The sequence below is a fragment of the Hyphomicrobium sp. MC8b genome, assembly GCF_905067615.1.
GTDB lineage: Bacteria > Pseudomonadota > Alphaproteobacteria > Rhizobiales > Hyphomicrobiaceae > Hyphomicrobium_B.
Map to the genome: position 1 here is coordinate 1,976,095 of NZ_LR898465.1, position 22,781 is coordinate 1,998,875.

At 57.5% G+C, this 22,781-nt stretch carries 21 protein-coding genes and 2 tRNA genes; 14 read left to right on the forward strand and 9 right to left on the reverse strand.

Features of this window, described 5'->3' with window-relative positions; translation table 11 throughout:
* Positions 1-11 precede the first annotated feature (11 nt).
* Positions 12-221 (reverse strand): hypothetical protein, encoded by a 210-nt coding sequence (locus ACLB1Z_RS09620; protein ID WP_409563102.1) that lies wholly within the window; start codon positions 219-221, stop codon positions 12-14.
* A 212-nt stretch (positions 222-433) separates the two neighbouring features.
* On the opposite strand from ACLB1Z_RS09620, the gene ACLB1Z_RS09625 reads away from it, so the two are divergent.
* Positions 434-649, forward strand: coding sequence for a hypothetical protein (locus ACLB1Z_RS09625; RefSeq protein WP_013947325.1), 216 nt, complete (start codon positions 434-436; stop codon positions 647-649).
* A gap of 62 nt (positions 650-711) precedes the next feature.
* Here ACLB1Z_RS09625 and ACLB1Z_RS09630 read toward each other — a convergent pair whose 3' ends face one another.
* The 3 genes from ACLB1Z_RS09630 to ACLB1Z_RS09640 form a co-directional block, all read right to left on the reverse strand.
* Complete coding sequence (locus ACLB1Z_RS09630; RefSeq protein ID WP_409563103.1) at positions 712-942, reverse strand: hypothetical protein; 231 nt, start codon at positions 940-942, stop codon at positions 712-714.
* Between the two features lie 101 nt (positions 943-1,043).
* Positions 1,044-1,436 carry an Mpo1-like protein gene (locus tag ACLB1Z_RS09635; protein ID WP_409563104.1) on the reverse strand — a complete coding sequence of 131 codons (393 nt, stop codon included), beginning with the start codon at positions 1,434-1,436 and terminating at the stop codon, positions 1,044-1,046.
* Positions 1,437-1,461: 25 nt separating this feature from the next.
* Positions 1,462-2,166 (reverse strand): hypothetical protein, encoded by a 705-nt coding sequence (locus tag ACLB1Z_RS09640; protein WP_409563105.1) that lies wholly within the window; start codon positions 2,164-2,166, stop codon positions 1,462-1,464.
* Positions 2,167-2,422: 256 nt separating this feature from the next.
* Between ACLB1Z_RS09640 and ACLB1Z_RS09645 the strand changes: the two genes are divergently transcribed.
* The 7 genes from ACLB1Z_RS09645 (at position 2,423) to ACLB1Z_RS09675 (ending at position 9,600) form a co-directional block, all read left to right on the forward strand.
* Positions 2,423-2,881, forward strand: a complete 459-nt coding sequence (locus ACLB1Z_RS09645; RefSeq protein ID WP_409563106.1) for an Hsp20 family protein — start codon at positions 2,423-2,425, stop codon at positions 2,879-2,881.
* Positions 2,882-3,304: 423 nt separating this feature from the next.
* Positions 3,305-3,574: a hypothetical protein gene (locus ACLB1Z_RS09650; protein ID WP_409563107.1), complete on the forward strand. Its 270-nt coding sequence runs from the start codon at positions 3,305-3,307 to the stop codon at positions 3,572-3,574.
* 162 nt (positions 3,575-3,736) lie between these two features.
* The gene (locus ACLB1Z_RS09655; RefSeq protein WP_409563108.1) at positions 3,737-4,171 is read left to right on the forward strand and encodes a PqqD family protein; all 435 of its coding nucleotides are present in this window, start codon (positions 3,737-3,739) and stop codon (positions 4,169-4,171) included.
* Positions 4,171-4,884: a glycosyltransferase gene (locus ACLB1Z_RS09660; RefSeq protein ID WP_409563109.1), complete on the forward strand. Its 714-nt coding sequence runs from the start codon at positions 4,171-4,173 to the stop codon at positions 4,882-4,884. Before ACLB1Z_RS09655 ends, ACLB1Z_RS09660 begins: the two co-directional genes overlap by 1 nt.
* Positions 4,884-6,050: a nucleotidyltransferase family protein gene (locus ACLB1Z_RS09665; protein WP_409563110.1), complete on the forward strand. Its 1,167-nt coding sequence runs from the start codon at positions 4,884-4,886 to the stop codon at positions 6,048-6,050. Before ACLB1Z_RS09660 ends, ACLB1Z_RS09665 begins: the two co-directional genes overlap by 1 nt.
* 74 nt (positions 6,051-6,124) lie before the next feature.
* Positions 6,125-7,786, forward strand: coding sequence for an ABC transporter ATP-binding protein (locus ACLB1Z_RS09670; protein ID WP_409563111.1), 1,662 nt, complete (start codon positions 6,125-6,127; stop codon positions 7,784-7,786).
* Positions 7,783-9,600, forward strand: a complete 1,818-nt coding sequence (locus tag ACLB1Z_RS09675; protein WP_409563112.1) for a glycosyltransferase — start codon at positions 7,783-7,785, stop codon at positions 9,598-9,600. The genes ACLB1Z_RS09670 and ACLB1Z_RS09675 overlap by 4 nt, the downstream gene beginning before the upstream one ends.
* Positions 9,601-9,816: 216 nt before the next feature.
* Here ACLB1Z_RS09675 and ACLB1Z_RS09680 read toward each other — a convergent pair.
* A tRNA-Thr gene (locus ACLB1Z_RS09680) sits at positions 9,817-9,891 on the reverse strand.
* Positions 9,892-10,076: 185 nt separating this feature from the next.
* Here ACLB1Z_RS09680 and ACLB1Z_RS09685 point away from each other — a divergent pair.
* Positions 10,077-10,265 (forward strand): hypothetical protein, encoded by a 189-nt coding sequence (locus tag ACLB1Z_RS09685; protein ID WP_024275726.1) that lies wholly within the window; start codon positions 10,077-10,079, stop codon positions 10,263-10,265.
* A gap of 238 nt (positions 10,266-10,503) precedes the next feature.
* Here the strand turns inward: ACLB1Z_RS09685 and ACLB1Z_RS09690 are convergent, their stop codons facing one another.
* Positions 10,504-10,782: a hypothetical protein gene (locus ACLB1Z_RS09690; protein ID WP_409563113.1), complete on the reverse strand. Its 279-nt coding sequence runs from the start codon at positions 10,780-10,782 to the stop codon at positions 10,504-10,506.
* 322 nt (positions 10,783-11,104) lie between these two features.
* On the opposite strand from ACLB1Z_RS09690, the gene ACLB1Z_RS09695 reads away from it, so the two are divergent.
* Positions 11,105-11,440, forward strand: a complete 336-nt coding sequence (locus tag ACLB1Z_RS09695; RefSeq protein WP_013947334.1) for a hypothetical protein — start codon at positions 11,105-11,107, stop codon at positions 11,438-11,440.
* A gap of 69 nt (positions 11,441-11,509) precedes the next feature.
* Here the strand turns inward: ACLB1Z_RS09695 and rlmB are convergent, their stop codons facing one another.
* Positions 11,510-12,229 carry a 23S rRNA (guanosine(2251)-2'-O)-methyltransferase RlmB gene (gene rlmB, locus ACLB1Z_RS09700; RefSeq protein ID WP_409563114.1) on the reverse strand — a complete coding sequence of 240 codons (720 nt, stop codon included), beginning with the start codon at positions 12,227-12,229 and terminating at the stop codon, positions 11,510-11,512.
* A 329-nt stretch (positions 12,230-12,558) separates the two neighbouring features.
* On the opposite strand from rlmB, the gene ACLB1Z_RS09705 reads away from it, so the two are divergent.
* The 3 genes from ACLB1Z_RS09705 (at position 12,559) to ACLB1Z_RS09715 (ending at position 13,860) form a co-directional block, all read left to right on the forward strand.
* Positions 12,559-12,643 (forward strand) — tRNA-Tyr (locus tag ACLB1Z_RS09705).
* 240 nt (positions 12,644-12,883) lie between these two features.
* Entirely contained in the window at positions 12,884-13,336 is a 453-nt protein-coding gene (locus ACLB1Z_RS09710) for a hypothetical protein (RefSeq protein ID WP_409563115.1), read from the forward strand.
* The gene (locus tag ACLB1Z_RS09715) at positions 13,333-13,860 is read left to right on the forward strand and encodes a hypothetical protein (protein ID WP_409563116.1); all 528 of its coding nucleotides are present in this window, start codon (positions 13,333-13,335) and stop codon (positions 13,858-13,860) included. Before ACLB1Z_RS09710 ends, ACLB1Z_RS09715 begins: the two co-directional genes overlap by 4 nt.
* On the opposite strand, the gene ACLB1Z_RS09720 is transcribed toward ACLB1Z_RS09715, so the two are convergent.
* Positions 13,848-14,597, reverse strand: a complete 750-nt coding sequence (locus ACLB1Z_RS09720) for a DNA cytosine methyltransferase (protein WP_409563117.1) — start codon at positions 14,595-14,597, stop codon at positions 13,848-13,850. The genes ACLB1Z_RS09715 and ACLB1Z_RS09720 overlap by 13 nt on opposite strands.
* 466 nt (positions 14,598-15,063) lie before the next feature.
* Between ACLB1Z_RS09720 and ACLB1Z_RS09725 the strand changes: the two genes are divergently transcribed.
* Positions 15,064-16,008 (forward strand): tyrosine-type recombinase/integrase, encoded by a 945-nt coding sequence (locus ACLB1Z_RS09725; protein ID WP_409563118.1) that lies wholly within the window; start codon positions 15,064-15,066, stop codon positions 16,006-16,008.
* A 672-nt stretch (positions 16,009-16,680) separates the two neighbouring features.
* On the opposite strand, the gene ACLB1Z_RS09730 is transcribed toward ACLB1Z_RS09725, so the two are convergent.
* Positions 16,681-22,656, reverse strand: a complete 5,976-nt coding sequence (locus ACLB1Z_RS09730) for a DUF3320 domain-containing protein (RefSeq protein ID WP_409563119.1) — start codon at positions 22,654-22,656, stop codon at positions 16,681-16,683.
* Positions 22,657-22,781: the final 125 nt, after the last annotated feature.

Below are 22,781 nucleotides of genomic sequence, written 5' to 3' on the forward strand. Positions count from 1 at the left end.
GATAGGGAATGTTACGGCGTCTTCTTGTTTACCGTCGCGTCGGGTGGAGGAGGTGTCGGGCTGATCGGATATGGCTCAGGCGCTGCCTTTGCTGGGGACGAGTGATTAGCTTCTGCGGGTGCGGGCTTGGCAGCATCCGCCGTCGAAAGATCAAGGCGCTGCCAATATAAAATAGCCCCAGCGATTATGATGATCGACAGAATGAAGATCGGCCACTTCATAGCTTTTATCCGCGCGGCTTTTTCCGCCAACGAACGCCAAGAATGCAAAGTTCCCGCCGTGCTTTCGCGAGCGGTGTGGTCGGCGCGATATTAACGCTTGTGGCGGATGAGATGATTTCACGCGGCGCTAACCAAGCGCTCAGTTGTCACGTGTTGTCCTGATTTTTCGGCGTAGATTCGACCTATCGTTGAAGGCAAACAGGAGTTCCCGCATGTCGAAGCGTACCTTATTCGCCGCCGCAATGGGAGCTGCAGCGCTCGTCTCGCTGCCTGCAGTCTCAGAAGCTCATTGCCTCGGTTACAAGCACATGAAATCCGAATTCAACTCTGCGGTCGACGGGACGACGACGATGGTTAAACGCGTCGCGTATCGCACGGAGGCGTTTGGCCGTCGCATGTTCGGCTGGTTGGATTGCAAGAAATACTAAGACCGGCAAGCGACTTTCGCAGGCCTTCGGGACGCGTTTGAACGGCTAGGTCGTAATGCGACCTATGCCGCCAAGGGCCGAGGCTTGAGCGTGTCGGCAAGCGAGGCGCGGACGCGTTCCTCAAGAGCGACCATGTCGAAAACAGACTCCGAGGCGGTGAGGATTGTCATCACAATTCTCGCCCGCTGCTTATGGTTTGGATCGAGATTTCGTTCGCCACCGTCGATCTCATCTCGAAGTCTTATGTAAAGATCGACGAGCACGCTTCCCGGAAGGGGAGTACCACTATCCATGCTTGAGCTTTCGTTCGATGCTGCAGAGCATCAACGCCAGCGCCTTGCTTTTGGTTGCGTGTGATGGTGTGCGCCGGGTCCTCTTCGAAATCTGCGATGCGCTATTGGCGAGGGGATTTTTCTTTGCTGCCTGCGACGCGCCTGATCTCTGCTTCCAAGCCGCCAGTCAGCCAGAGTCCGTACATCTTCAGATCTGCCTCCAGCGACCAAAGTGGATTTTCAAAAGCGGCAGGGTTGTTTCGCTCAAAGGCGAAGTGGCCTGCCCAGGCACTAGCGTATGAACCAGTTATGCCTGCGGCCAGGTATCGACCTCGGCCGGTTTTTAGCCATCCGGCGACGCCAAGAAGGCCGAGCGTCGTTCCTATCATATGCATCGCGCGCGTCTCAGGCTTGGAATGCGCCTTGAGATAATAAGGCCAGAATTCATCGAACGACGCGAACTTCGGCGCGGGCTCTGGTGTTGAATTTCGTTTGCTCAAAGAGCTGGTCGCCATCTCTTTTACCTCCAAACTATTGTGCTCAATGCCCAAGTGCTGCGGCGATACTCTGGGGGATCGATTTATTAATCGTCCCATGGCTTAGTTCCGTTGCCCGTCCGGGGCAGGCCTCGGATTTGGATCTCGCAACAAGATCTTCGAGGTCATCCTCTTTCCGCACGATATAGGGCGACAGGTGCTTGACGACTTTCGCGCTCGCTGCAACGCCCCACAAAATTCCCGTATCAAGCGGCATCGACGTGATGTCTCCTGCCGCGGTGATGCAGTTCATAGATCTCGGAAGCGAGTTGATCATCGAATAACTGACGCGGCCGGACTGCAAGAGGGCAAGACGCATCTTCGCTCTCTCGAATAATTCCGCAGTGATCTCGTAGGGTCCCCATGACTTGACACGTCGGCCGGCGTGACAGGCCATTTGCAAAGTTTCGGCAAGTGAAAAGTTATGGCCTCGCTCAGATCCGAACGGCTGTACCTTTTTCGTGGCAGGTAGCCAGCTTATTGTCAGCGGGCTGACCACGTCCTTCGCTAAGTCATTTCCGCGATAGAAGCTGATGAATGTATGGGCATGTACTAGGTCATCGTCCGGCCCCTGATAGGCCCATACCACCATAAAATAGCGACCATCCAAGCTTGCTGTCTCGGCCGCCCTTCCGAAAGAAACCTGCAAGAAGCAGAGCGACAGTACGCAAATCAACGTCTTGAAGAATTTTCCGGTAGAGATCGACATTGTCCCTTCTCTCATCCGCAATGAAGATCCGGTGAGATCATTGAAATCACTCCGCACTTAAATTCGATTGGCCTTAGGAATGTTCCGCCGCAGGCCAAAACGTTGGGTTCGCCTTGGTCGCACATCCAATCTAAGTCTCGAAAATTTTCCTATCTGTCCTCTTGAACGATCCAATCGACGAAATTAAATCGCCGCTCGGACGGGCCCGATGTGGCTGTCCCTTGCTCTGGTTGTCGCTTCTGGAAGGAGGATAGCTATGGCGACATTCGACTTCACGCCGATGTTTCGTTCGAGCATCGGGTTCGAGCAAATTCCCGATCTTCTGGCCCAGGCGTTACAGCGCCAGGGTGATGGATATCCCCCGTACAACATTGAAAAAGCCGGTGTCGATGAATTTCGCATCGTAATGGCGGTGTCTGGCTTTTCTGCGGATGATCTTGAGATCGTCCAGGCTGAAAATCGCCTGACGATCAAAGGCGGGGCCAAGAACGACGATCAGAAAATTTACCTTTACCGAGGTCTTGCCGCCCGGCAGTTCGTCCGCGAATTCGATCTCGCGGATTACGTCGAGGTTACAGGCGCGAAGCTCGACAATGGGCTGCTCGTCATTTCCTTGAAACGCGAACTACCGGACGCGATGAAGCCTCGGTCCATCCCGGTCACGATTGGAAATGGTTCCGACGCGCCGGCGCGCATCGAGAAGAAAGCCGCGTAGATCATCCACTAAGAGGCAGGGATGAGCGCGGTTGCATTCTCCGGCCATTCGGTTGCGGCCGTTGAGAGCGTGATGCCGGTGGCGACAGGACATGGCGCCGGCATCTCCGCTCGGCAGGGACAGCTTTCTGGCCGTCCCTCATGTCGGATCTTTCCGATGGGAAAGGGATGGGGTCTCGCGATTGAGCGCAATAGCGCTTGGCTCATCGGCTTTGGCATTCCTGGAAGCTGCAGATTCTTCAGGTCGCTGAGAGCGGCAATCGCCTTCGCCGAGGCCCGCGGCCTCGACTACTACGTCGTCCGCCCGGCGCGTCCGTTTGAGAGTTATTGGCGTCGCCGCTGGCGGGGCAGGGGACGTGGGCGTGATTTTGGACGCCCCATTGTCTCCAAGGCCTCATCGAACTGATCAGCATGAGAGGGGATCATGCAAGCGATACTTTCGGGAAAGCGAGTACTCGTCGTCAACGGTTCGCTTCTTGCGCCTTGTGCGTTGGAAAAAGCGCTGGGCGAGCGCGGCGCCAAGGTGATCAACGCCACCAATGTCATCTCCGCATTTTCTATTATTGAACAAGAGGAATTGGTGCCGGCTGTAGGATTTGAATCTACGACCCCTGATTACAAATTCGGGGCAACTCCAATATCAGCAGCTCATTCTGACTATTCGCGCATCGTTCTCGTAATGACGATTCAATAGCTTAGAAGCGCAGTCAGAACGAGATAACTGCAAGACCGGACCGCGCTTAGTCTTAATCATTTTAAGCATAAAAAGACAATCTGATCCGCTTACAGATTTATTGCGTTGCCCAACTCTATAGGAGAATGGTCTCCTTTGAATTTGCGAGTTGGAGAATTTTCGATGGCAATTTATTTTCAACCAACTGAGGGCCGCATTGTCAGCGAAGTCATCGACGGCGAGGCTATTCTGCTGGATCTGACCACTGGTTCCTATTTCAGTGCGGATCATGTCGGAGCCGCGGTTTGGAGCCTGGTGTCCGCGGGCGTTCCTGTCGAGACGACAGCACAGGTCATCGCTGATCGGTTCGAACACGACCTTGCAAAGGTGACCGAAGACGTTGAGGCCTTCGTTGACGATCTCTATCGCCGCGGACTGATCCAGCGGTGCAAGCAGCCAGCCGAAGAGGCATCGGCTATTGCCAGCCTCGTCGTCATCGCCAAGGCCTATGAGGCGCCGCAGCTCGCGGTCTACGAGGACATGCAGGATCTTCTTTTCATCGATCCCATCCATGATGTCGGCGAAGCGGGATGGCCCCTGCGCAAAGAGACGGCATGATGAGCTCGGATCGCGGCCGCCCCCCAATCCATGCGATCGTGACCTGCTATAATGTCGGACGGTTCCTGGATGAAACGCTTGCAAGCGTTTTCTCCCAAACAACGACGGCCCACACGGTGACAGTGGTCGATGACGGATCGACCGACGATACTCAGGCTGTGCTCGCGCGCCATGGAGGCAGGCTGAGTGTGGTCTGCCGGAGCAACGGCGGCATCTCGGCGGCTCGCAATAGCGGTATTGCCTCCGTAACCGACGGTCTGGTCGCCTTCCTCGACGGCGACGACCTTTGGACCCCCGAGAGCCTAGACTGCCGGCTCGCAGCCTTCCTGGCGGATCCCAGGCTCGACCTGGTCTACGGAGCGGTGCGCCAGTTCCGTTCGGTCGACGCTGCGAACGGAAGGGTCCGCGCGCCCCATGGCGAGCCGTTGCAGGCCAGGCTGGCCGGCTCAATGCTGATCCGACGAGACTTTTTCGACCGGATCGGCCTATTCAACGAGGCGTTCCGGATTGGCGAAACCATCGACTGGGTGGCCAGGGCGGCGGAGAGCGGCGCACGAATTGCATGCGTGGAGCCTGTCGTCCTGGAACGACGCATCCATGGTGATAACACCGTGATCAGAGAAAAGCAGCGGACGGGCGACTATCTTCGCGCTCTCAAGGCGTCGATCGATCGCCGCGCTGCGAGCGGCCACGCAATAAGGGATAAGCCGTGATGGGCAAACTCCGCTCATTCGTCTGGCCTACCGAGGGCCAGGAAATGCTTCTCGATATCGCTCTGGGGCCGCAGGAAAACGTGGTCGCGACATTCGAGAAATGGAATGCGGCCACGGACCTGGACAAGGAATTCGACTGGGGCACGTTCCGGCTGCTGCCGCTCGTGTATGAGCGCCTGCGCAGTCTCGATCTCGACCATCCATTGATGGGCCGCCTGAAGGGGATCTATCGCCTCGCCTTCTACGAGACGCAAAGCATCGTGCATGTGGCGGCGTCGATGCTCTCGAACCTGCAGGCCGCAGGTATCCCGACGATGATGATCAAGGGCGTGCCGCTCGCCCTCTCGTATTATCGCTCTCCTGCCGTGCGGCCGATGCGGGATTTCGATTTTGCAGTCCCGCCGAGCATGTCGCATAGGGCCGTGGCCATTGTGGAAGCGCAGGGCTGGACGCGCCTGGGATATTGCCGCGACGAGGACCTGCTCTACAGGCACTCCATGCCGTTCAGGAACGCGGCCGGCAAGGAGATGGATCTCCACTGGCATTGCTTGGTCGAGGATGGATCAAAAGCTGCGAACGACTGGTTCTGGGCGCGGAGCACACCGCTGATCGTCGGCCCGTGCACGACGCTCCAGCCCGACGCTACGGCCCTGCTGCTGCACACGATCCTGCATGGCTTGCGCTCCAACCCGGAACCGCCGGTGCGCTGGGTGGCTGATGCGACGAGGCTCATCGACTCGAGTCCGGGCGTGGACTGGGACGAACTCGTGCGCTTCGCCATTGAGCGCCGGCTCACCCATCGCCTCTCGTTAGGGCTCGCCTATCTCAAGCGTCGCTTCAATTGCGCCATCCCCGAAGACGCCTTTACGCAACTGGAAGCGCTGCGCCCGAGCCTGCTTGAGAAGATCGAGAACACCGTGTTCCTCGGCGACTCGACGACAATTGCAGAGAACCCATTCGGTCGCCGCTGGGTGAAGTTCATCGAGTACACCCGCATGATGCGGATCTGGCCGCTCGGCCAAGTCATCGCGCAGTTTCCAGACTATATGCGCTACCGGGCCGACTTGCCGCACAAGCGTGACCTGCTGGCCTACCTGGCCAGCTATCCGCGGCGCGGCCTGAAGCGACTGGCGACCCGCCACATATCAGGTCCGGCAAAGGAATGAGTGGCTTGGCAACGGAGGCGTCCACGACCCAAGCCGCTCACATACCGGCGCGCGGATCATGGCGAGGAACGGGAGTGCGGGCCGAATTCGCCTGGATGGCTTCCTATTATCGGGGGAGCTGGAATGCGCTGCTGGCGATCGTGTCCGTCGCTGTGGCCGGGGCCCTGCTGGCGCCGGCCCAGCCGCACATCGTCCGGCTCATTTTCGATCACGCCATCCCCGAAGGTCATACGGCGCTGCTGGTGGGGCTGGCGCTTCTGCTGCTGGCGGTACGGTTCGCCGGCGGCGCATTGTCATTGCTGTCGCGCCATTTGACGTTGACCGTGACGCGCGGCGTGACGATGGAGATTCGCCGGGCGATCATCGCAGGCCTCTACGATCAGCCAAGCGAGTTCCACGACTTCAGCGCGCCCGGGCGGCTGCAGAAGCGGATCGTCCACGACACGGAGCAGCTGGAGAACCACATGCAGGCGGTGCTGTCGGTCGGGCTGCCGGCTCTTCTGGGAGCGATGACGCTGACCCTGATGATGGCCAGCATGAGCTGGCAGGTCACCGGCATTCTGCTGGTTTTGGCGCCGCCGCTTTGGTTCACCACGCGTCTCTCGAACACCTTTCTGAAGCGCAACCTCGAGGCCTTCCAGGCACAGTTCGAGCTCTTCAATAAGGGCATCTACTTCGTTCTGCGCCACATGGACCTCACGCGCATTCGCGCCTTCGAGGAAGGGGAACTAGATCGACAGACAAGCATTCTGGCCGGGCTGCGTGAAAGCGGCGCCCGCATGTCGCGGGGCTTCGAGATCCACAACCAGATCCAAAACGTCGCGACGAGCGTCATCGCCATCGTGCTGCTGGTCAGCGGCGGCATCGCCATTCAGCATGGCATGCTGAAGGTCGGTGACTTCGTGGCACTGTACATCGCAGCGGCGATGCTGAGTGGCCAGTCCATCCGGCTGGCGTCAGTAATTCCGGACGTGTTTATGATCCGCGACGTGGTCGATCGCCTGCGCGAGTTACCCCAGCGTAGCGCACCGGCGCTGCGGGCCGGGTCCGCGCTGCCGGCCTTCAAGGGCTGCATCGAGCTAGAAGGCGTGTCGTTCCGGCGAGGCAGTCGGCCGATACTGCGGCGCGTAGACCTGACGATCCGGCCGGGCCGCCACGTGGCGATCCGCGGCGCCAACGGGGCGGGAAAGAGCACGTTGGTGCAGTTGGTGCTTGGCCTGCTGAAGCCGAGCGAAGGCCGATTGACCGCAGACGGCGTCCCCTATGACGAACTCGATCTGGCCGCGCTGCGTCGGAAGATCGGCTTCGTGCCACAGCGGCCTGATTTTTTCGGCGGTACACTCCTGGAGAACATCATCTATGGGCGTCCGGAAGCGACGACGGAAGATGTTGACGACGCGCTCCGCAAGGCCGGTATCGATGACTTCGTCCGCAGTCTTCCAAATGGGCTCGAGACGCTGGTGGGCGAAGGCGGCGTAACAATCTCAGGCGGGCAGGGGCAGAGGCTCGCCATCGCGGCGGCACTGGTGGCGCGGCCACGGCTGCTGGTGTTCGACGAGCCTACCAATCACCTCGACCCCATGGCGGTGACCGCCATCATCGACACGCTGCGACGGGAATCGGCCGGTACGGCCGTCCTCACGATCAGCCATGCCTCGGCTCTCATCGGCTCGGCGGACGCTGTCTTCGACCTGACAGCGGGCCGGTTGACGCCAGCGGAGGAAGCCTCTGCATGAGTAGCCACGCAAGCAGCGGCGAGAGCGGCGTCTCCTCCCGCCTTCACCATGCCGCCGACCGCGGCAGCCGCAGCGAGGCGGAGCAGCGGCGGTTCTTTGAAGACGTGAGCTCGTTGACGCGAGAAGCCGAGAAGCGGATCGACGTGATCGAGCGCTTCATTGACGTCGCGGGGCTGCCGGTGCGCATCCGCTATGCGGGCAATGCGATGTACGATGCCTTGTGGCCGGCGCTTGCTCATCTCGAGATCCCGCCCACCGACGAGCCCGGCGCCACGCTGCGCCTGTGGACCTCCGCGGGTACGGGGCTCCGCATGCTGCCGCCGCCCGTGGGGCGGGATGCCTTCACGGACCGTGGCGATATCTGGGGCTATGACAGCCGCGTCGTGCGCAGCGCGTTCCTCTGGGGCGAATCCGCGCTCGCCTTGCTCGATACCACCATCGGCGAAGGGATCTACTGGGTTGAGGATCCTGCCGCGATTCCGTACTGGGCGAAGGCATCGCCGCTGCGCACCCTGTTCCACTGGCTGATGCTCGCAGAGGGCAAGCAACTCATCCACGCCGCTTGCGTCGGTCAGGAAGACGGCGCCGTCCTTATCTGCGGCCGGGGCGGCGTCGGCAAGTCCACGACGGCACTGTCGTGTCTCGATGCCGGTATGCGCTATGTGAGCGACGACTATCTTGTCGTCGGGCTCGATCCGGAGCCGATGGCCTACAGCCTCTATGGCACGGCCAAACTGGTCGCCGAAAAGGCCGCCGCCTTCGACAGCTTCGGCGGCCGCGCGGCGCAGGACGCGGCCAAGCCGGGAGAGAAGGCGGTCGTTGCGATCGCCGGCGAGCACGGGTCGCGCCTGGTGCGTCGCCTGCCGATTAAAGCGATCCTCACGCCGCGCTTTGTCGACGACTCCGCGACGAATTTCGCGCCGACATCATCGGCCGCGCTGATCCGCGCCGCCGTGTTTACGACGACCGCGCAATTGCCTCATGCCGGGCGGGAGACTTACGCGTTCGTCGAGCGGCTCGTCGAGACCGTTCCCGGTTGCGAAATCCGCCTCGGCCGAGACATCGGCGCTGTTCCGGCCGCGATTGAGGCGCTGCTCGCCGAGGAGATCGCCATGCCGCCCCGCCGCATCGACACCAGCGCGACGCTGCCGCTCGTCAGCGTCATCATCCCCGTCTTCAACGGCACACACTTCCTTCCGGACGCGATCCGAAACGTCGTGTCCCAAGATATAGGCAAGCTTGAGATCATCGTCGTCGACGACGGTTCAACGGAGGATGTCGGGGCGGCGCTCGAGGCATTGCCGGTGGATGTTCGCCTTCTGCGTCAGGCCAATGCCGGGCCGTCAGCCGCTCGCAATCGCGGGCTTGCCGCGGCGGCAGGTGACTATGTGGCGTTCCTCGACGTTGATGATCTATGGACGCCAGGCGCACTTCACCTGCTGGGCGCCGCGCTCGCCGCAGATCCTGACCTGGACGCTGTCCATGCCCGCGCCCGGCTCGTCCGCTACGGCGCCGAGGATGCCTATCTCGGCTCGCCGGAGGAGACCTTCCCCTACTATATCGGCGCTGGCCTTTACCGGCGCAGCGCTTTCGACAAGGCCGGCGCCTTCGACGCCACCCTGCGCTTCGGCGAGGACACCGAGTGGTTTGCGCGCGCGCGCCTCGTGGGTGCGCGCATCCTGGAATTGCCCGAGGACGTCCTCCTCGTCCGCCGGCACGACGGCAACATGACGGCGGGGAAGTCGTTGGTGGAAGTCAACACGCTGCAGGTTTTCAAAAGGATCAGGGATCTGCAGAACCGCCGGAAAGTCTGATCGGCAGCAGTCAGCGTTCGTAGTTCTCAACGCTGAAAGCTCCAGCTGCCAGCAGCGACGTGAATTCAACTGCTTGCTGTCCGTCTTCTGGCAAGTTCCTTCGCGCTTCTCGGCGTAGCGTCCGTCTGCGAAGCTGCCGAAGTCGCTTTGCCGCCGTTCTATCAGGCGCGAAAGTCAGAATGAAAATTGGGAAGCAGCTAAGTCATTGATTATAAATGGTGCCGGCTGTAGGATTTGAACCTACGACCCCCTGATTACAAATCAGGTGCACTACCACTGTGCTAAGCCGGCGGCCGTTTGAAAATCAATAATTTAGGTCGGAGCGAAACTTCAACGCTCGATTTTGTCACGTATTTGTCAGGTCGGACGAGGCCGAGCGAAGGCGCTTGATACAGGAGGTTGGGTGCCGGGTGCAAGTCGACGATGCGACTTCTCCGCTTACGTGCTAGGCTTTCAAAAGTAGAGGAGGCGAGCACATGCAGTTCACAGTCGGCTTTAAGTACGACGGGCAGGTTGGGCATGTCGTCGTCGAGGGGGACGATGCCCTTGTAGCGGCCCTCAAACTGAAGGCGGAGCGACCGGCGGCCCGGATCATGTACGTGCGTCCTCAGAACCGGCGAGGCGATGCTCGACATCCTCCGCTGGCGGTTCTGCAGATCAATTGATTTTTGGTCACTCGACCGCGCAAATGATTTCGGAATGCGCGCAGCCGCGACCGGCGCAGTCATGCTTAAGCGGCTGCGACGGATATAAGCAGCGGGTTTAGCGCGAAAATCCGCAATGAACAGAAGGCTACCCACGCGAGACTGAGGGTCGTGGCCTGAAAGCATGAAAAAAGGGAGCGGAGATTATCTCCCCTCCCAATCGCATCTCTTGGCGGTTTAGTCCGCGCTCCGTGGAGCCTCAGGGGCACCACCAGATCGGGCCAACGATGATGCAGCCACGACGCTGCCAATCACCCGGACGTTTTTTGTAACGATGCCAGTTGGAGGGCGCCCTGTCATAGCGGTGGCCGGCTCGGTATTTCCTACGGTCGTAGTGATGCTTATTTTTCTTGTAATCGACCTGTTGCAGGTTCGGGAGCGGCGCGAAGCCGGCAGGCTTCGTGATAGTCATCGCTGATGCAGCCGAGGCCAAGCCTGCGGTAAACGCTGCGACCAGCGCGATGGTTTTAAGGCGCAAGACAATCTCCGTTTGTATTCTGTTTTCCAAAGACATAGCTAAACGCGTTAAGGGTATTTAAGTTCCCCGGGAGGCGGGTATTTGTTATGGCTTGGTGGTGTATTGAGCCGTCAGATTTGAATCGGCGAGCACGCCGCCGCCATTTCTGCGGGCGTCCGTACTCATGCACCTTGGCAGAGATGTAACGGCTCGGAAGATTTTGATGCCGGGTGACGATCGCAAGATGCCCCGTACGGGATCTTAAGATAATGTCTGGCAATGATTCTCGAACCTTTGCAGGGCATCGTTCCGCTCTGACTGGAACCACGCAGGAGTTCTGCCAATGCGCTTTAGGTCTTTCATGGCGCTCGCCGTTATCGCGACGGCCGGGGTTGCGGCTGCGCAGCCGGCGTCGGCGTTCGATCTTTTCAATAGCCCGGACCTCCGCGACCGCCCATATTATCGGAACGATGCGCTGGAGGAGTACTATTCGTACTTCTATTCACCGCGCGGCTACTATCCCTATTACAACTCGGGTGAGTGGGGCCGCCCCATCATCCGCCGTTCACGACTGCAGCTGCCGCCCTATTACGCTGCGTGGGGCGCGCCGAACCGCCGGTACTATCACGTCGAATGGCATCGCCGGCATTACGGCGGCCATCGTCGCGGAGACTGGTGAGCAGCGTCTGCTGTTTCGTCACGAGGACAGTTGCGGCGCCCGGAACATCTGTTCCGGGCTTTGCTATTGTCAGGCCGGCTTTCGGGCGAGGAGCGCCGCGTGAAGCGCGATGGCGGCAGCATTCGACACGTTCAAGCTCGCGAGCGCGTCGTCTGTCGTGATGCGCGCCACGCAATCGCAGGTCTTGCGTGTCAACTCGCGTAGGCCTTTGCCTTCAGATCCCATGACGAGCGCGGTGGGGTTCGACCAATCAAGAGCTTCAATGGTCTGCTCACCCTGGCCGTCGAGCCCGACGATGGTAAAGCCGGCCTCTTTCAGCTCATCGAGCGCCCGGGCGAGGTTGGCAACGAGCGCCACGGGAATGAGTTCCAGCGCACCGGAAGCCGACTTCGCGAGCACGCCATTTAGCGGCGGGCTATGACGGCGCGTCATAACGAGACCGCTGGCGCCGAAGACGGCCGACGACCTCAGGATCGCTCCGACATTGTGCGGATCGGTGACCTGGTCCAGGACAATGAGCGGGCGTCCGTTGGCCGATGCCGCCAAATCATGCCAATCGGGTTCGGGCAGGGGCTCCGTTTCCAGCGCGGCGCCCTGATGGACGGTGTCGGCGCCAAGGAGCTTGTCCAGGTCGCGCGGGCTGACGTGTTCGATCGGCGGTTTAATTTCGCCAATGGCTTCCCGGATCCGGCGCTCGGCGTTTTCCGTTAGCAGCAGGCGGAGGATGCGACGATTGGGATTCTTCAGGGCCGCCTCGACGGCGTGGAGGCCAAAGAGGCGTATGGGCAAGTCTTCGTCGCCGGTACGGTCATCGGCGCGTTGGGGTTTGCCGCGAAATGGCGCATTTGGTCCGCGCGAGGCAAACCCACTGGGGCGCTTCTTGTCGCGCCACGGCTTGTTAAAACGTGGTTTCTGCAGGGCTTGGCCTCAACTCTATAGGCGGTCGTTTCTTTCCGCCTGGGGAAATACTGTTCTTTGCCCGGCCGTGGATGGGGGCGCAAGAGCACATTGGCGCTTTTCCGATTGACAGGAGCGGCCGTCGTGAAGATAACCCGACGAAAGGCCCTGCCCCGTTTGGCAGGGCGCTTTCATTTCTGGGCCGCGGCACGCGGCTTCGGGGAGAGGTGCCCGAGTGGCTAAAGGGGACGGACTGTAAATCCGTTGGCTTCGCCTACGCTGGTTCGAATCCAGCCCTCTCCACCAACGACCAATCCGCACCTGTTCGTAGACGTTCAAAATCTCCTTTAAAATCTGCGCTTTGCCTAGGCTTTCGTGAGATTTTGCGCGAATGCCAAAACACCCCCAAACGGCCTGCACGATTAGGACCGAAATTAGGACCCAAGCCTGAATCTCGTTCAGAGGCGGCTATTTTTGCGTTTTTGTGAGCCGGCGCGCGTAAGGCGTTGAGATGCAATCACCTAGTAGGTGCGAGAGGCCACAACGGTGGAGCCCGCTACTGTAACCGTCCGCTGCCAGCCCATCGCGGCTTTGAACCTAATCATCTCTGACGGTATAAGCGTTCCTACTTTTCTTAGAGGGGGAGCTATGAGCGAAGAGAGCGACGCTTTATCAAAAATTCTTTCATTGCTTCAGTCGCAGCAGGAGACGGCAAATTCGAACGCCCTGTATCCCGACGCGCCCGTCATCTTTTCCGATGGCGTGACGAACTTCGCGAATAGCGAGGCAGTAGTTAAGTTTTACCTGTCGCGCCTCGATCCCGCGACGGACGGCAAAAGTGATGCCGCGCAAAAAGTTGCCGCTCAGGTCATCATGTCGATGCAAAGCTTTTTGAATACATTTCTTTTCTTTGAACGCATGCTCGATGTTCTGACCTCGCAAGGATACTTCGATGCTGATTCAATCAAGAAGCTTCGCGCGTCTCAGGGGCAGTCATGAAGATCAGTCCTAGGGAAAACGAACTCTTTCCCAAAAAATTGAAGGCTGATCCACGCGGGCAAAATCCCCTTCCAAGCGTCGACTACAAGCAGCATTCAAACATTTTGATTTTTCCGCGTCGCAAATTAGATGCTCCTAACAAGTCCACCATTCCCATCCAGCGTCCGACATCTATAATTGACCCAAGAGGAACGGTAGCCGTGCCCAAACCAGCGACGCAGAATCCCCAGCCATCCCCCATGTCTTGGATTGCTCCGCTGGTCGTACAGGGATTCATCGCGCTAGCTTGTTTCGTCGGCGTCTATTTTTTAAACGCGATAAACGCGGGCGTGTCTGAAGTGCGAAGCGAAATGAACAGCAACGCTTCGGAACTACGAGGAAGCTTGAGCAAGCTCGCAGACAAAGTGGAAACAAACCATCATGAGCTTGTGGGGGCAATAAATTCTGTATCGGAAAAAGAAGGCGTGACCAACGCAAAGCTTGAAATGCTGATTGGAGTTCTTCGTCCAGATCACAAACCGTAGCGTTCAAAAGCTTCTAATGCCGGTGGCCCAAAAACTCGTCCCAGCATTTGTGGAATTTGCGGAACTACGGCGTTTCCGAGCATTGCGACGCGGTCCAGCCTTCCGGAAATCCCATCATCCATTCCGCTATTGTCGGGGAAAGGAGGCCACTCGTGATCCCCAAGAAGTCTGCAAAGCGCCTGCATCCGGCGTGCTTCGCCACCATGGAAGGGGCTAACTGATTGCCCTTCGTCGTGAGGGTAGGCAACAATCCAGAGCCTGTCTCGCGGCTGAAAAGACCCGGCGGCGGAAGCAGGTATGCAGTGCCACTCCGCATCATACCCGAGCGAGGCCAAGTCTCCGAGAACGGCTCCCGCTCCCCGCTCAAGCATTGCTGAAACGTTCTCCACGAATACGACGTCCGGTCGAAGTTCGCCAATAAGGCGGGCATACTCTCGCCATAGTCCGCTTCGCTCGCCACTAAGGCCGATCTTACTTCCTGCCGTGCTAATATCTTGGCACGGGAACCCGCCGCAGATGGCGTCGACTCGAATAACGTTTCTTGCACGCAAACTCTCTCTAGTGAGGGTAGTCACATCATCAAAAATCGGAAGGCCGGGCCAATGTCGCGAAAGGACTGAATGGCACTTTGGCTCGGTTTCGCAAAAGGCAACTGTTTCGAAATAGCCAGATGCTTCAAGCCCGAGGCTGAAGCCGCCGATACCGCTGAAAAGATCGAGAAGTTTGAGTTTCTCCATACACCTCTAAAAGCACGGCGTAGTCCCCGCCGCGTGGCCGTTTCGGTGTCCATGTGGCACCTCGGAATCCGCCCTAGCCGCAACGGATTAATCCGTCAACGGATGAATTTTGGCGGTCCTAATTTTGAGTGGTTTGGTGGAGGGTTTGTCCGCCGATTTTGGCGCCAACGGATATTGCAAATTCAATCGCTTATCGCGGTGGGAGCGCGACGGATCGCAAACGGATGCATCTATTAGGATGATCTGCCCACAGAAAAAAATTTTTCATGGCGAAAACAAATAGTTAGTGGAATGGCCGAGGCGAGCCCTCTCCACCAAGACCCCGTCTGTCAGTGTCGACTGACGTCGGTTGGCGCTTCTGAAACCCCAACGAAATCAAGGAAAAGTGGTTTCTGGCGTCTGTTGGCGTCGGTGCAAATCGCCTACCATCGGCCTCGCGTTTGTGGACCAATTTGTGGACCCAGGGATGCCGAAAACAACTCATCGCTTGAATGCAATCTCTGCCTCGAACATCAAGAAGCCGGGCCTCTACCCCGACGGCGCTGGGCTCTATTTGAGGGTTAAGCCGAGCGGGGCCCGCTCTTGGATCTTTCGGTACATGCATGATCGCAAGCCGAGGTATCTCGGGCTCGGTTCGGCGGCTTCGGTTAGTCTTGCAACCGCACGCTCGTTGGCCGGTGACGCGCGGCGTCAACTCGATCTCGGCCAGGATCCGATTGAGGCAAAACGGTTGGCGGAAAGGGAAGCCGCCGCCGACAAAGCGCGCTCGATGACTTTTAAGGAGTGCGCCGAAGCTTACATGGCTGCGCACGAGCCGAGCTGGAAGAATGCGAAGCATCGGGAGCAGTGGCACGGCACGCTCTGGCGTTATCTCTATCCGAAGTTTGGGGGCATCGGGGTCTCGTCAGTCACAACCGAAATGGTTCTCGATGCCATACAACCTATTTGGCATGTGATGCCCGAAACGGCCTCGCGGGTGAGGGGCCGGATAGAGGTCGTTATTGATTGGGCAAAGGCGCGCGGCGCCTTTTCAGGAGAGAACCCAGCCCGTTGGCGTGGCCACCTCGCGAACCTGCTTCCCAAACCGTCTAAGGTCGCCAAGGTCGAGCATCACGCGGCGATGGCGTTCGATGATCTACCTGCGTTCATGTCAGAGCTGCGAGTTGCAACGGGTCTCACGTCGCGCGCGCTGGAGTTCACCATTCTCACAGCCGCCCGAACTACGGAAGCGCTGGGTGCGCAGTGGAGCGAGTTCGATCTAGGAAAGAAGATCTGGACCGTGCCGGCCGAGCGCATGAAGGCAGGCAAAGAACACCGCGTGCCGTTAGCGCCGCGAGCTGTCGAGATCATCAAAGAGCTGGAAACGGTCAAGCACAACGAGTTCGTCTTCCCCGGCACTCGTGACATTTAACTGCATCATTATCGTACGTCGAGCTTGCGGCGACATTCTTCGTAGTTCAGCGATAAGTCGCTTGGCCGACGATTGAAAATTGTCCAACTCATGCCTGATTTGCGCGGGAGTGGGAGCGACTCGGTCGCGTCGTTTGCTGCCCAAACCTGTGACAATGAGATGAAAATACTGGAGGTGCCATTCCATTTGGCGTTTCATTTTGTTGCGGCCGCTTGCTTCATCGACCTTCAGAAATTGGCAATCAATTCGAGCGTACCTGCATATGGCGTCCATAACTTCGGCTGGCAATTCGATGTCGAAAAGGAGTCCTTTCTTCGCAAAGACCATCATCAACCCTTCGATTGCAGCAGCATCGGATATCGCAGAAAATTCAGATTGTGGACGAGTTTGTGGACGAAATCTCTGACTTCTCGTAGAGCTAGACCAACACACGGGAATGAAGCGCTTTGCGGAGGACTCCGTCTCCACCTCTAGAGAAATGTCATGCAAGCCAAGTCTGGGTAGTCCTTTGGTGCCGGCCGTGGCCACGTCGCAGTTAAACACCGCTAACCCAAGCATTTCGACCGGAGCATCAATGAATCACGTCACCTCCGCAAGCGGGCTCTCGCAAGAAAATTCGCGTCGCGGTTTCTGACAAGACGGTAAAGGCGCTCTCCGCCGCGGCCAGTTCTCTTAAATCCCTCCGAGGTGAATTCGGACGCGACGGATTGCTTCTTCGAGCCTTAGCCGAGATGTTGATGCGAGCCGTTCGACACCCAATAAGCGTGCTAAATCGAGCGCCGGATCAGCCTGGTCCAAGAGACCTCTGTTCATGAGAACAACGTGAGCAAGTTCCGCGATTGGGATGTCTGCGATTGTTCTTCGTGAGTCGTCGTTTATCGGCGGTCTGTATGCAAGAAAGTCGGCAATCGTTCCCTTTCTCCATACGAATGTACCGCTCGATTCCTCAGTTCTTTCGACCTCTCGCAAATGCTGCTGTATGCGGTCCCGAATTCTATTGCCGGTTCGAAGCCATCCGTGTGCCCTCGCGATGCGTTGAGCGAGAACGTCTTCGCGAACCGGGCTTTCTTGTTCGACGACATGGTCGATCATTGCTTGCAACGTTCCACGATAGGAAAGCTCATAGAACTGGACAGGCTCGGCGGTGAAATGGGAAAGATCGGCGATGTAGTAGTGGGTTCTGGCGCCTTGATCGCTATTGCTGGGCAATACTTCATCGGCCGCGGGCGAGATTGTTTTGTCATCAGGAAAGACGCTAGGGGACGCTACGCGATCGACATTCGAAGTCTTCACCGGTGAAGATATGTTTTTAACCACTGGAGGCTCTTCAAAGGAATGCATTTCCGCGGACGATGATTTGATGGGGCTGACTTCGTGTCCCATATCCCAACGGATCGTTCTTGCTTCGCTGTCCTGGTTTGCGACTTTTTTGCGATCGCGATCAAGCAAAGCGGACAAGTCGTCGTGTAGCCGTTTTGCGCATCCATCGGGGTCAAACCACCAATCGGTGGACCATACTCTGATGATGTTCCAACCGAGCCCCCGGAGAACTTGTTCCCGCACTTTGTCGCGGTCGCGGGCGGATGCGGAACGATGGTACGCCGCCCCGTCGCATTCCACACCAGCAAGATAGGCCCCTGGCGAATCCGGATGGCGAACCCCAATGTCAATTCGGAAGCCGGAGACGCCAACCTGTGGAATCAATTCCCAGCCCATTTTCTCGAGTTCGCCTGCAACAGCCTCTTCGAACGGCGACTCATATCCATCGCTGCCGAGAGTGGTTATTGAGGGAAGAGCGATGGCGCCACGCTCGGCAAAATCGAGAAAGCTCTTCAAATCGCGTATGCCGATGGCCTTTGTTCGACCTGTATCTATCTGATCAGCAGTGAAGCCGGAGAACACGATGAGTTCCTGACGTGCGCGCGTCACCGCAACGTTGAGGCGTCTCTCGCCGCCGTCGCGATTGAGAGCACCGAAGTCCATCGTGCGTTTTCCTGCGGCGTCTTGTGAAAATGTTATTGAGAACAGCACCACGTCGCGTTCGTCGCCCTGAACATTTTCCAGGTTCTTCACGATAGTGGGCTCGATGCGATCGTCGTCGAAAAACCATTCGATTTCCGGATAGGCGCGTCGTTCCTGGTCCAGAAGATCTTGGATTAGCTTTTGTTGTTGAGCATTCAACGTAATGACCGCGAGTGTAGGGCGATCCTTTTCATCCAAGCTTAGCCAGCGACGCATCCGGCTTAAAGCTTCGGTGACAACCGCTTCTGCTTCTCGTCGGTTGGTGCGGCTTTTGCCGCGATCATAAATTCCGTCTAATACCTTGCGCAGCTGCACGGCCCGATCTTCAACGGTAGGAGATGGGAACGTGATCAATCGGTTCTGGTAATAGTGATGGTTGGAAAATGCGATAAGAGATTCATTCCGGCTACGGTAATGCCAACGCAAGTCCCGTACCTGGACTCCTGATGCCCGCGCCTCGTCGAGGATGCTCTCCAAATCCGCTTCATACTCAGCCACGCCCTCATCGGCTTCATCGTCGTTGCGTCCAAAGAAATTGGTTGGAGGGAGCTGCTTGGGATCGCCCACAATAATCGTCTGCTTTCCCCGCGCGATCGCGCCGATCGCGTCCCACGTTGTGATCTGAGAGGCTTCGTCGAAAATTACGACGTCAAACAGCGCCTGATTGTGCGGAAGATATTGGGCGATGGAAAGCGGGGACATGAGCATGCAGGGTGCCAACTTAGGGAAGCTTGTTGGCATCGCACCGATCATGTCTCGAATGGAGCGGCTGGGACGTTGAAGCTCCATTTGATGCCGCAAAAGCCCAAGTTCAGATTGACGGGGTACATTTTGCACTTTGGGCAAATCACTCGCTAGTGCGCTCGTCACGCGTGTACTGGCGTGCGATCGAACGAGGTCATCGATCTCGCGAAATTCCGATATGGCATGTTCATGCTGAAAACGGCGGAAATCTCGGAGCACTGAATCATTATCGAGAACAGTCGGCAGCCACCATCGAGCATATGCGAGGCGTAGGCGCGATACTGCTTCGGGGGCGGGGACCAATCCAGATTCAATGTCGTCGACGAGTGCGCCGAGGTTCTGGCTTTCGGCCTTCCTGCGTGCTCTGCAATAAAATGTCCAATCGCGCAGCATCTGCTGGGCGCCTATGAGGTCGTCTATAGTCGCGAGCAAGTCAGTGAGGGGGGCAGTACCGGAGCTGAGCGTGGGCGTTTTCCCCGCGAGAGCACCAAAAATTGCGATTGCCTCTTGAAAGTTCGCATACGCGGAGAGAAACGCCAAAGCTGTCTCGCGCGCAGGCTCGTCGTTCTCCCCATTGTGTAACGCAGGTTCAATAGCTCTCAGGATTTCGCCAATTTCCTCGGAATCTCGACGCAAATCCCGAAGTCTCCGGCGGAATTCATCGCCCAGATGTAAGATCTGTTCGACATGGCCGGTATCGGTATTGAGTCCTTCAAAACCCACAGGTTTGGTGGCAAGCAGGTTAGTTTCCGCTCTGTGCTCAGCCTTTTGCATTTGTCTCAGAGGCGCGAAGTCGGATGCGGGGTTTGCACGCCCTTCGATTACGTATCCTTGCAAGAGCCGCTGCACTTTTCGCTTGCCGATGGCGCTCCTTGGCCAAAATGAAGCCTCTGCTTGTTTCCACTGCAGCTCGCTTTGATCGACCGGGATGCGCCGAACAGCTCCATCGTCATAAGTCGCAGCGAGGGTGCCGCGAGCTGAGGTGTAATCGCGAATTGCCTCGTTGAGTGCCGTGAGTGCTGGCGCGCACATCGCGAAATCGCGGTCGAATACGATTGTCAATTGGAAGCCGGCGCTTCGTGTGAGCCACTCAGCGAATTTCTTGAGCGCGGCCAGCTCTGCAATAGGTGTGTCCCCTTTTGGAGGTAGTCCAATACTGACCAAGAATTCGTCTAGAATGGTGCAGAGCGATTGGGTTGCGCTTTTCAGGGTGGCAGCCGATTTCAACAATTCGCGCTGCCAGTTCGATGTCCAATCGTCGACGTCAATCTGACGTAGCACCGGGTGAAATTTCACGGATTGAAACGCTAGGCCAACTTCTTGAGCAATTGCCTCCAGGCCCTGTCTGGTTTTTTCATCATGATTAGCGTACGCCGGCCACGTCAGATTGGGCGCATGCAGCTCTCTGTATTTGAGTGCGAGTCCAAGTGCCTTGTAAGCTGTTAAGCCGTTGTCATGGCGCTTGTGAAGGGCTTTGACGTAAGAATTTAGCTGGTCGCGACGAAGGTGTAATCGCTCATTGACTGCGATCCACTCAGAGACGTCATTCGGCGCTGCATTTTCCCAAGACTTTTTCAGCTGCGCAAGAAATTGGCGGCGGTCGGCTTTGTTAGAGTGAAGCTCGAGGCAGCAGTGATCTAGGCCATTTTCGCGCAGGCGACGATAGACGACGTTGAGGGCCGCCGTTTTTTCCGCGACGAACAGTACTGTTTTTCCGACCGCGAGGCAGTGCGCGATCATGTTCGCTATGGTTTGGCTTTTTCCTGTGCCGGGTGGGCCTACGATAACAAAGTCATGGCCTTCCGCTGCTGCAAGACTGGCCGCGAGCTGGGATGAATCGGCAGGAAGGAGAGATATGATGTCGGACGGTACGTATTTCCGGTCGATGTCGTTCTCATTGACGAACGGGCCGCCGTTGCCTTCGAATGGTTTATCGGGCGTGTCGATCAAGTGGCGAACAAGCCGGTTTTCACGAAGGGCTTCCGTTCGCTCGACGAGATCCTTCCACATCAGGAATTTGGCAAATGAAAAGGTAGAAAGGGCCGTCTCGTCGACGACTTCCATACCGGGCACGTCGCGGACGGCATGACGCATTGATGAAAGTACGCGGGGAACGTCTATCCCGCTCTCATCTCGAGGTAGGTCGCCCGAAAACTGTCGCAGCTCGAGGCCAAAATCTTGCTCAATGAATTGGAGTAATGTGGCGTTAAATCTGGTTTCGTCTTCGTGATAGCGCAAAGTGAAATTTGAGGACGCGCTTCGGCGATCAAGCTTTACAGGCAGCAGGAGCAACGGAGCGCGATAGGTGCGCTCTTCGCCCTTTTTCTTCCATCTGAGAAATCCAACGGCGAGAAAAAGGGTGTTGGCGCCTCCTTCGGAGAGGTCATTTTTCACCTGACGGTAGAGATCTATCAGCCGCGCTTCCATCTCGCGGGCATCGAGCGGCGATGCCAATTCGTCTCGCATCAGCGCGTCGGCCGCAAAACCTCGTTGAAGGTCTTTGCCTCTCACTTCTCGAAATAGTGTGGCGTCACGCTCACCGAGCGGATTTTGTTCAGGAAGGGAGATCAAACGGATTGCGGCGCCGTCGACCAGGCGATCTTCAAGGTAGCCAACATCGGTGCATAGGAAAGGGATCGTCTTCCGCGTATCAGGAAAGTTCAGCAAGCGATTTCGAAGTGTTAAATCCAGAAGCTTCCTTTGCCATCGGTCGATACGTCCCGCAGCCGTGGTGGGCTTAACTTCGACGACGTCCGCTGGGAGGGACGAGATGGGTGCCATCGCAGGCAAGGGCAATGCGACGGGCGGGAGAGCATCGCCTTCAGCGATCGCGGTGGTCGGATCGTGTGAAGCGAGGGGCGTTATGCCTCCGCTGCGAGCACGGTTCACATCTATCGCGGCTACAAATTCCGAGATGGCTTCTTCGTCGATACGGGGATGAATAGCTCTCTGAGCCGCATCGAAAGTGGCAACAGGTCGATAACTGACGCATGTGCTTTCGAATATGATCAGCTCCTGAGAAGCGAGTGCTTTGCGGATCTCCATCGCGTCGGGCTCGATCGCATTTGCGAGCGTTTTCTTTACCAGCCATACGCCAACTGCCGCATGGCCTTGAAACAGCAAGATAATGGGATTGAGTCCTGTCGCCTCTAGCGCGGCCGCAAACAGGAGAGCCGTGTCCAGGCAAGTGGCAAGTTTTGAAGATACAATTGTCGATGGACGGCGAACTTTCTGACCACGAGATTCGAAACTTGCTGGAGGCTCAGCGTAGAGAAGTGATTGCGCTGCTACGGCCGAATAAATTGCAGCCGTCAGCATGTATGCTCTTTGTGGCGTGCCGCTTTGATAGCCGTCGAGCGCTGCAGAATGGCCATGGGCCGCAAGGGTGCTGGCAGCTTCGCGCAGGATAGTACCTGTCGCGAGATCATTCGGCATCACGAATGCCGGAAGAAGTTGAGCCATATCGGCGACGCCGCCCCATTCGTCGCGAGCGAGGAGGCGAACGATGATGCGCTGTTCCGCCAGGATTTTATCGTTCGAAGATAGTCGAAGCGTCAGCTCGCCGCGTTCGGCCTCGTTCAGTCCCGCCAAGTATCTGGCGTCGAGATCGATTTTCCTGTCGCTTAGTGCAACCGATTCTCCTGCGAGAATTCTGTCGATCTGCCAAATTTTGCTTCTTAGGAAGGGCGGATTGGATGTCAGTTCCAGTCTGCAATTTTCAATGTTGGCTGAAGTCGGGTTTTTGACGCCGATAGATCGGATGACCGGCACGGCATTTTGGAAAGACGCGTAAGTGAAGCTCTGTGCGATTTGATATACAATTTCAGCGGAGGCCGAGGGCGTCGCTTCCATTGGTGCGGAGCTGTCGACGATTGAAGTCAAGTCGTTCCCCCATCAGTAAATAGATTGTTTGACAATATGTCTGCACCCACTCGGGTAAATATTATTCTCCAAATAGTTGAAAGGTGGGCTGCAGTAAATTTATTCTCAAGCTGGCTTCAAACTTC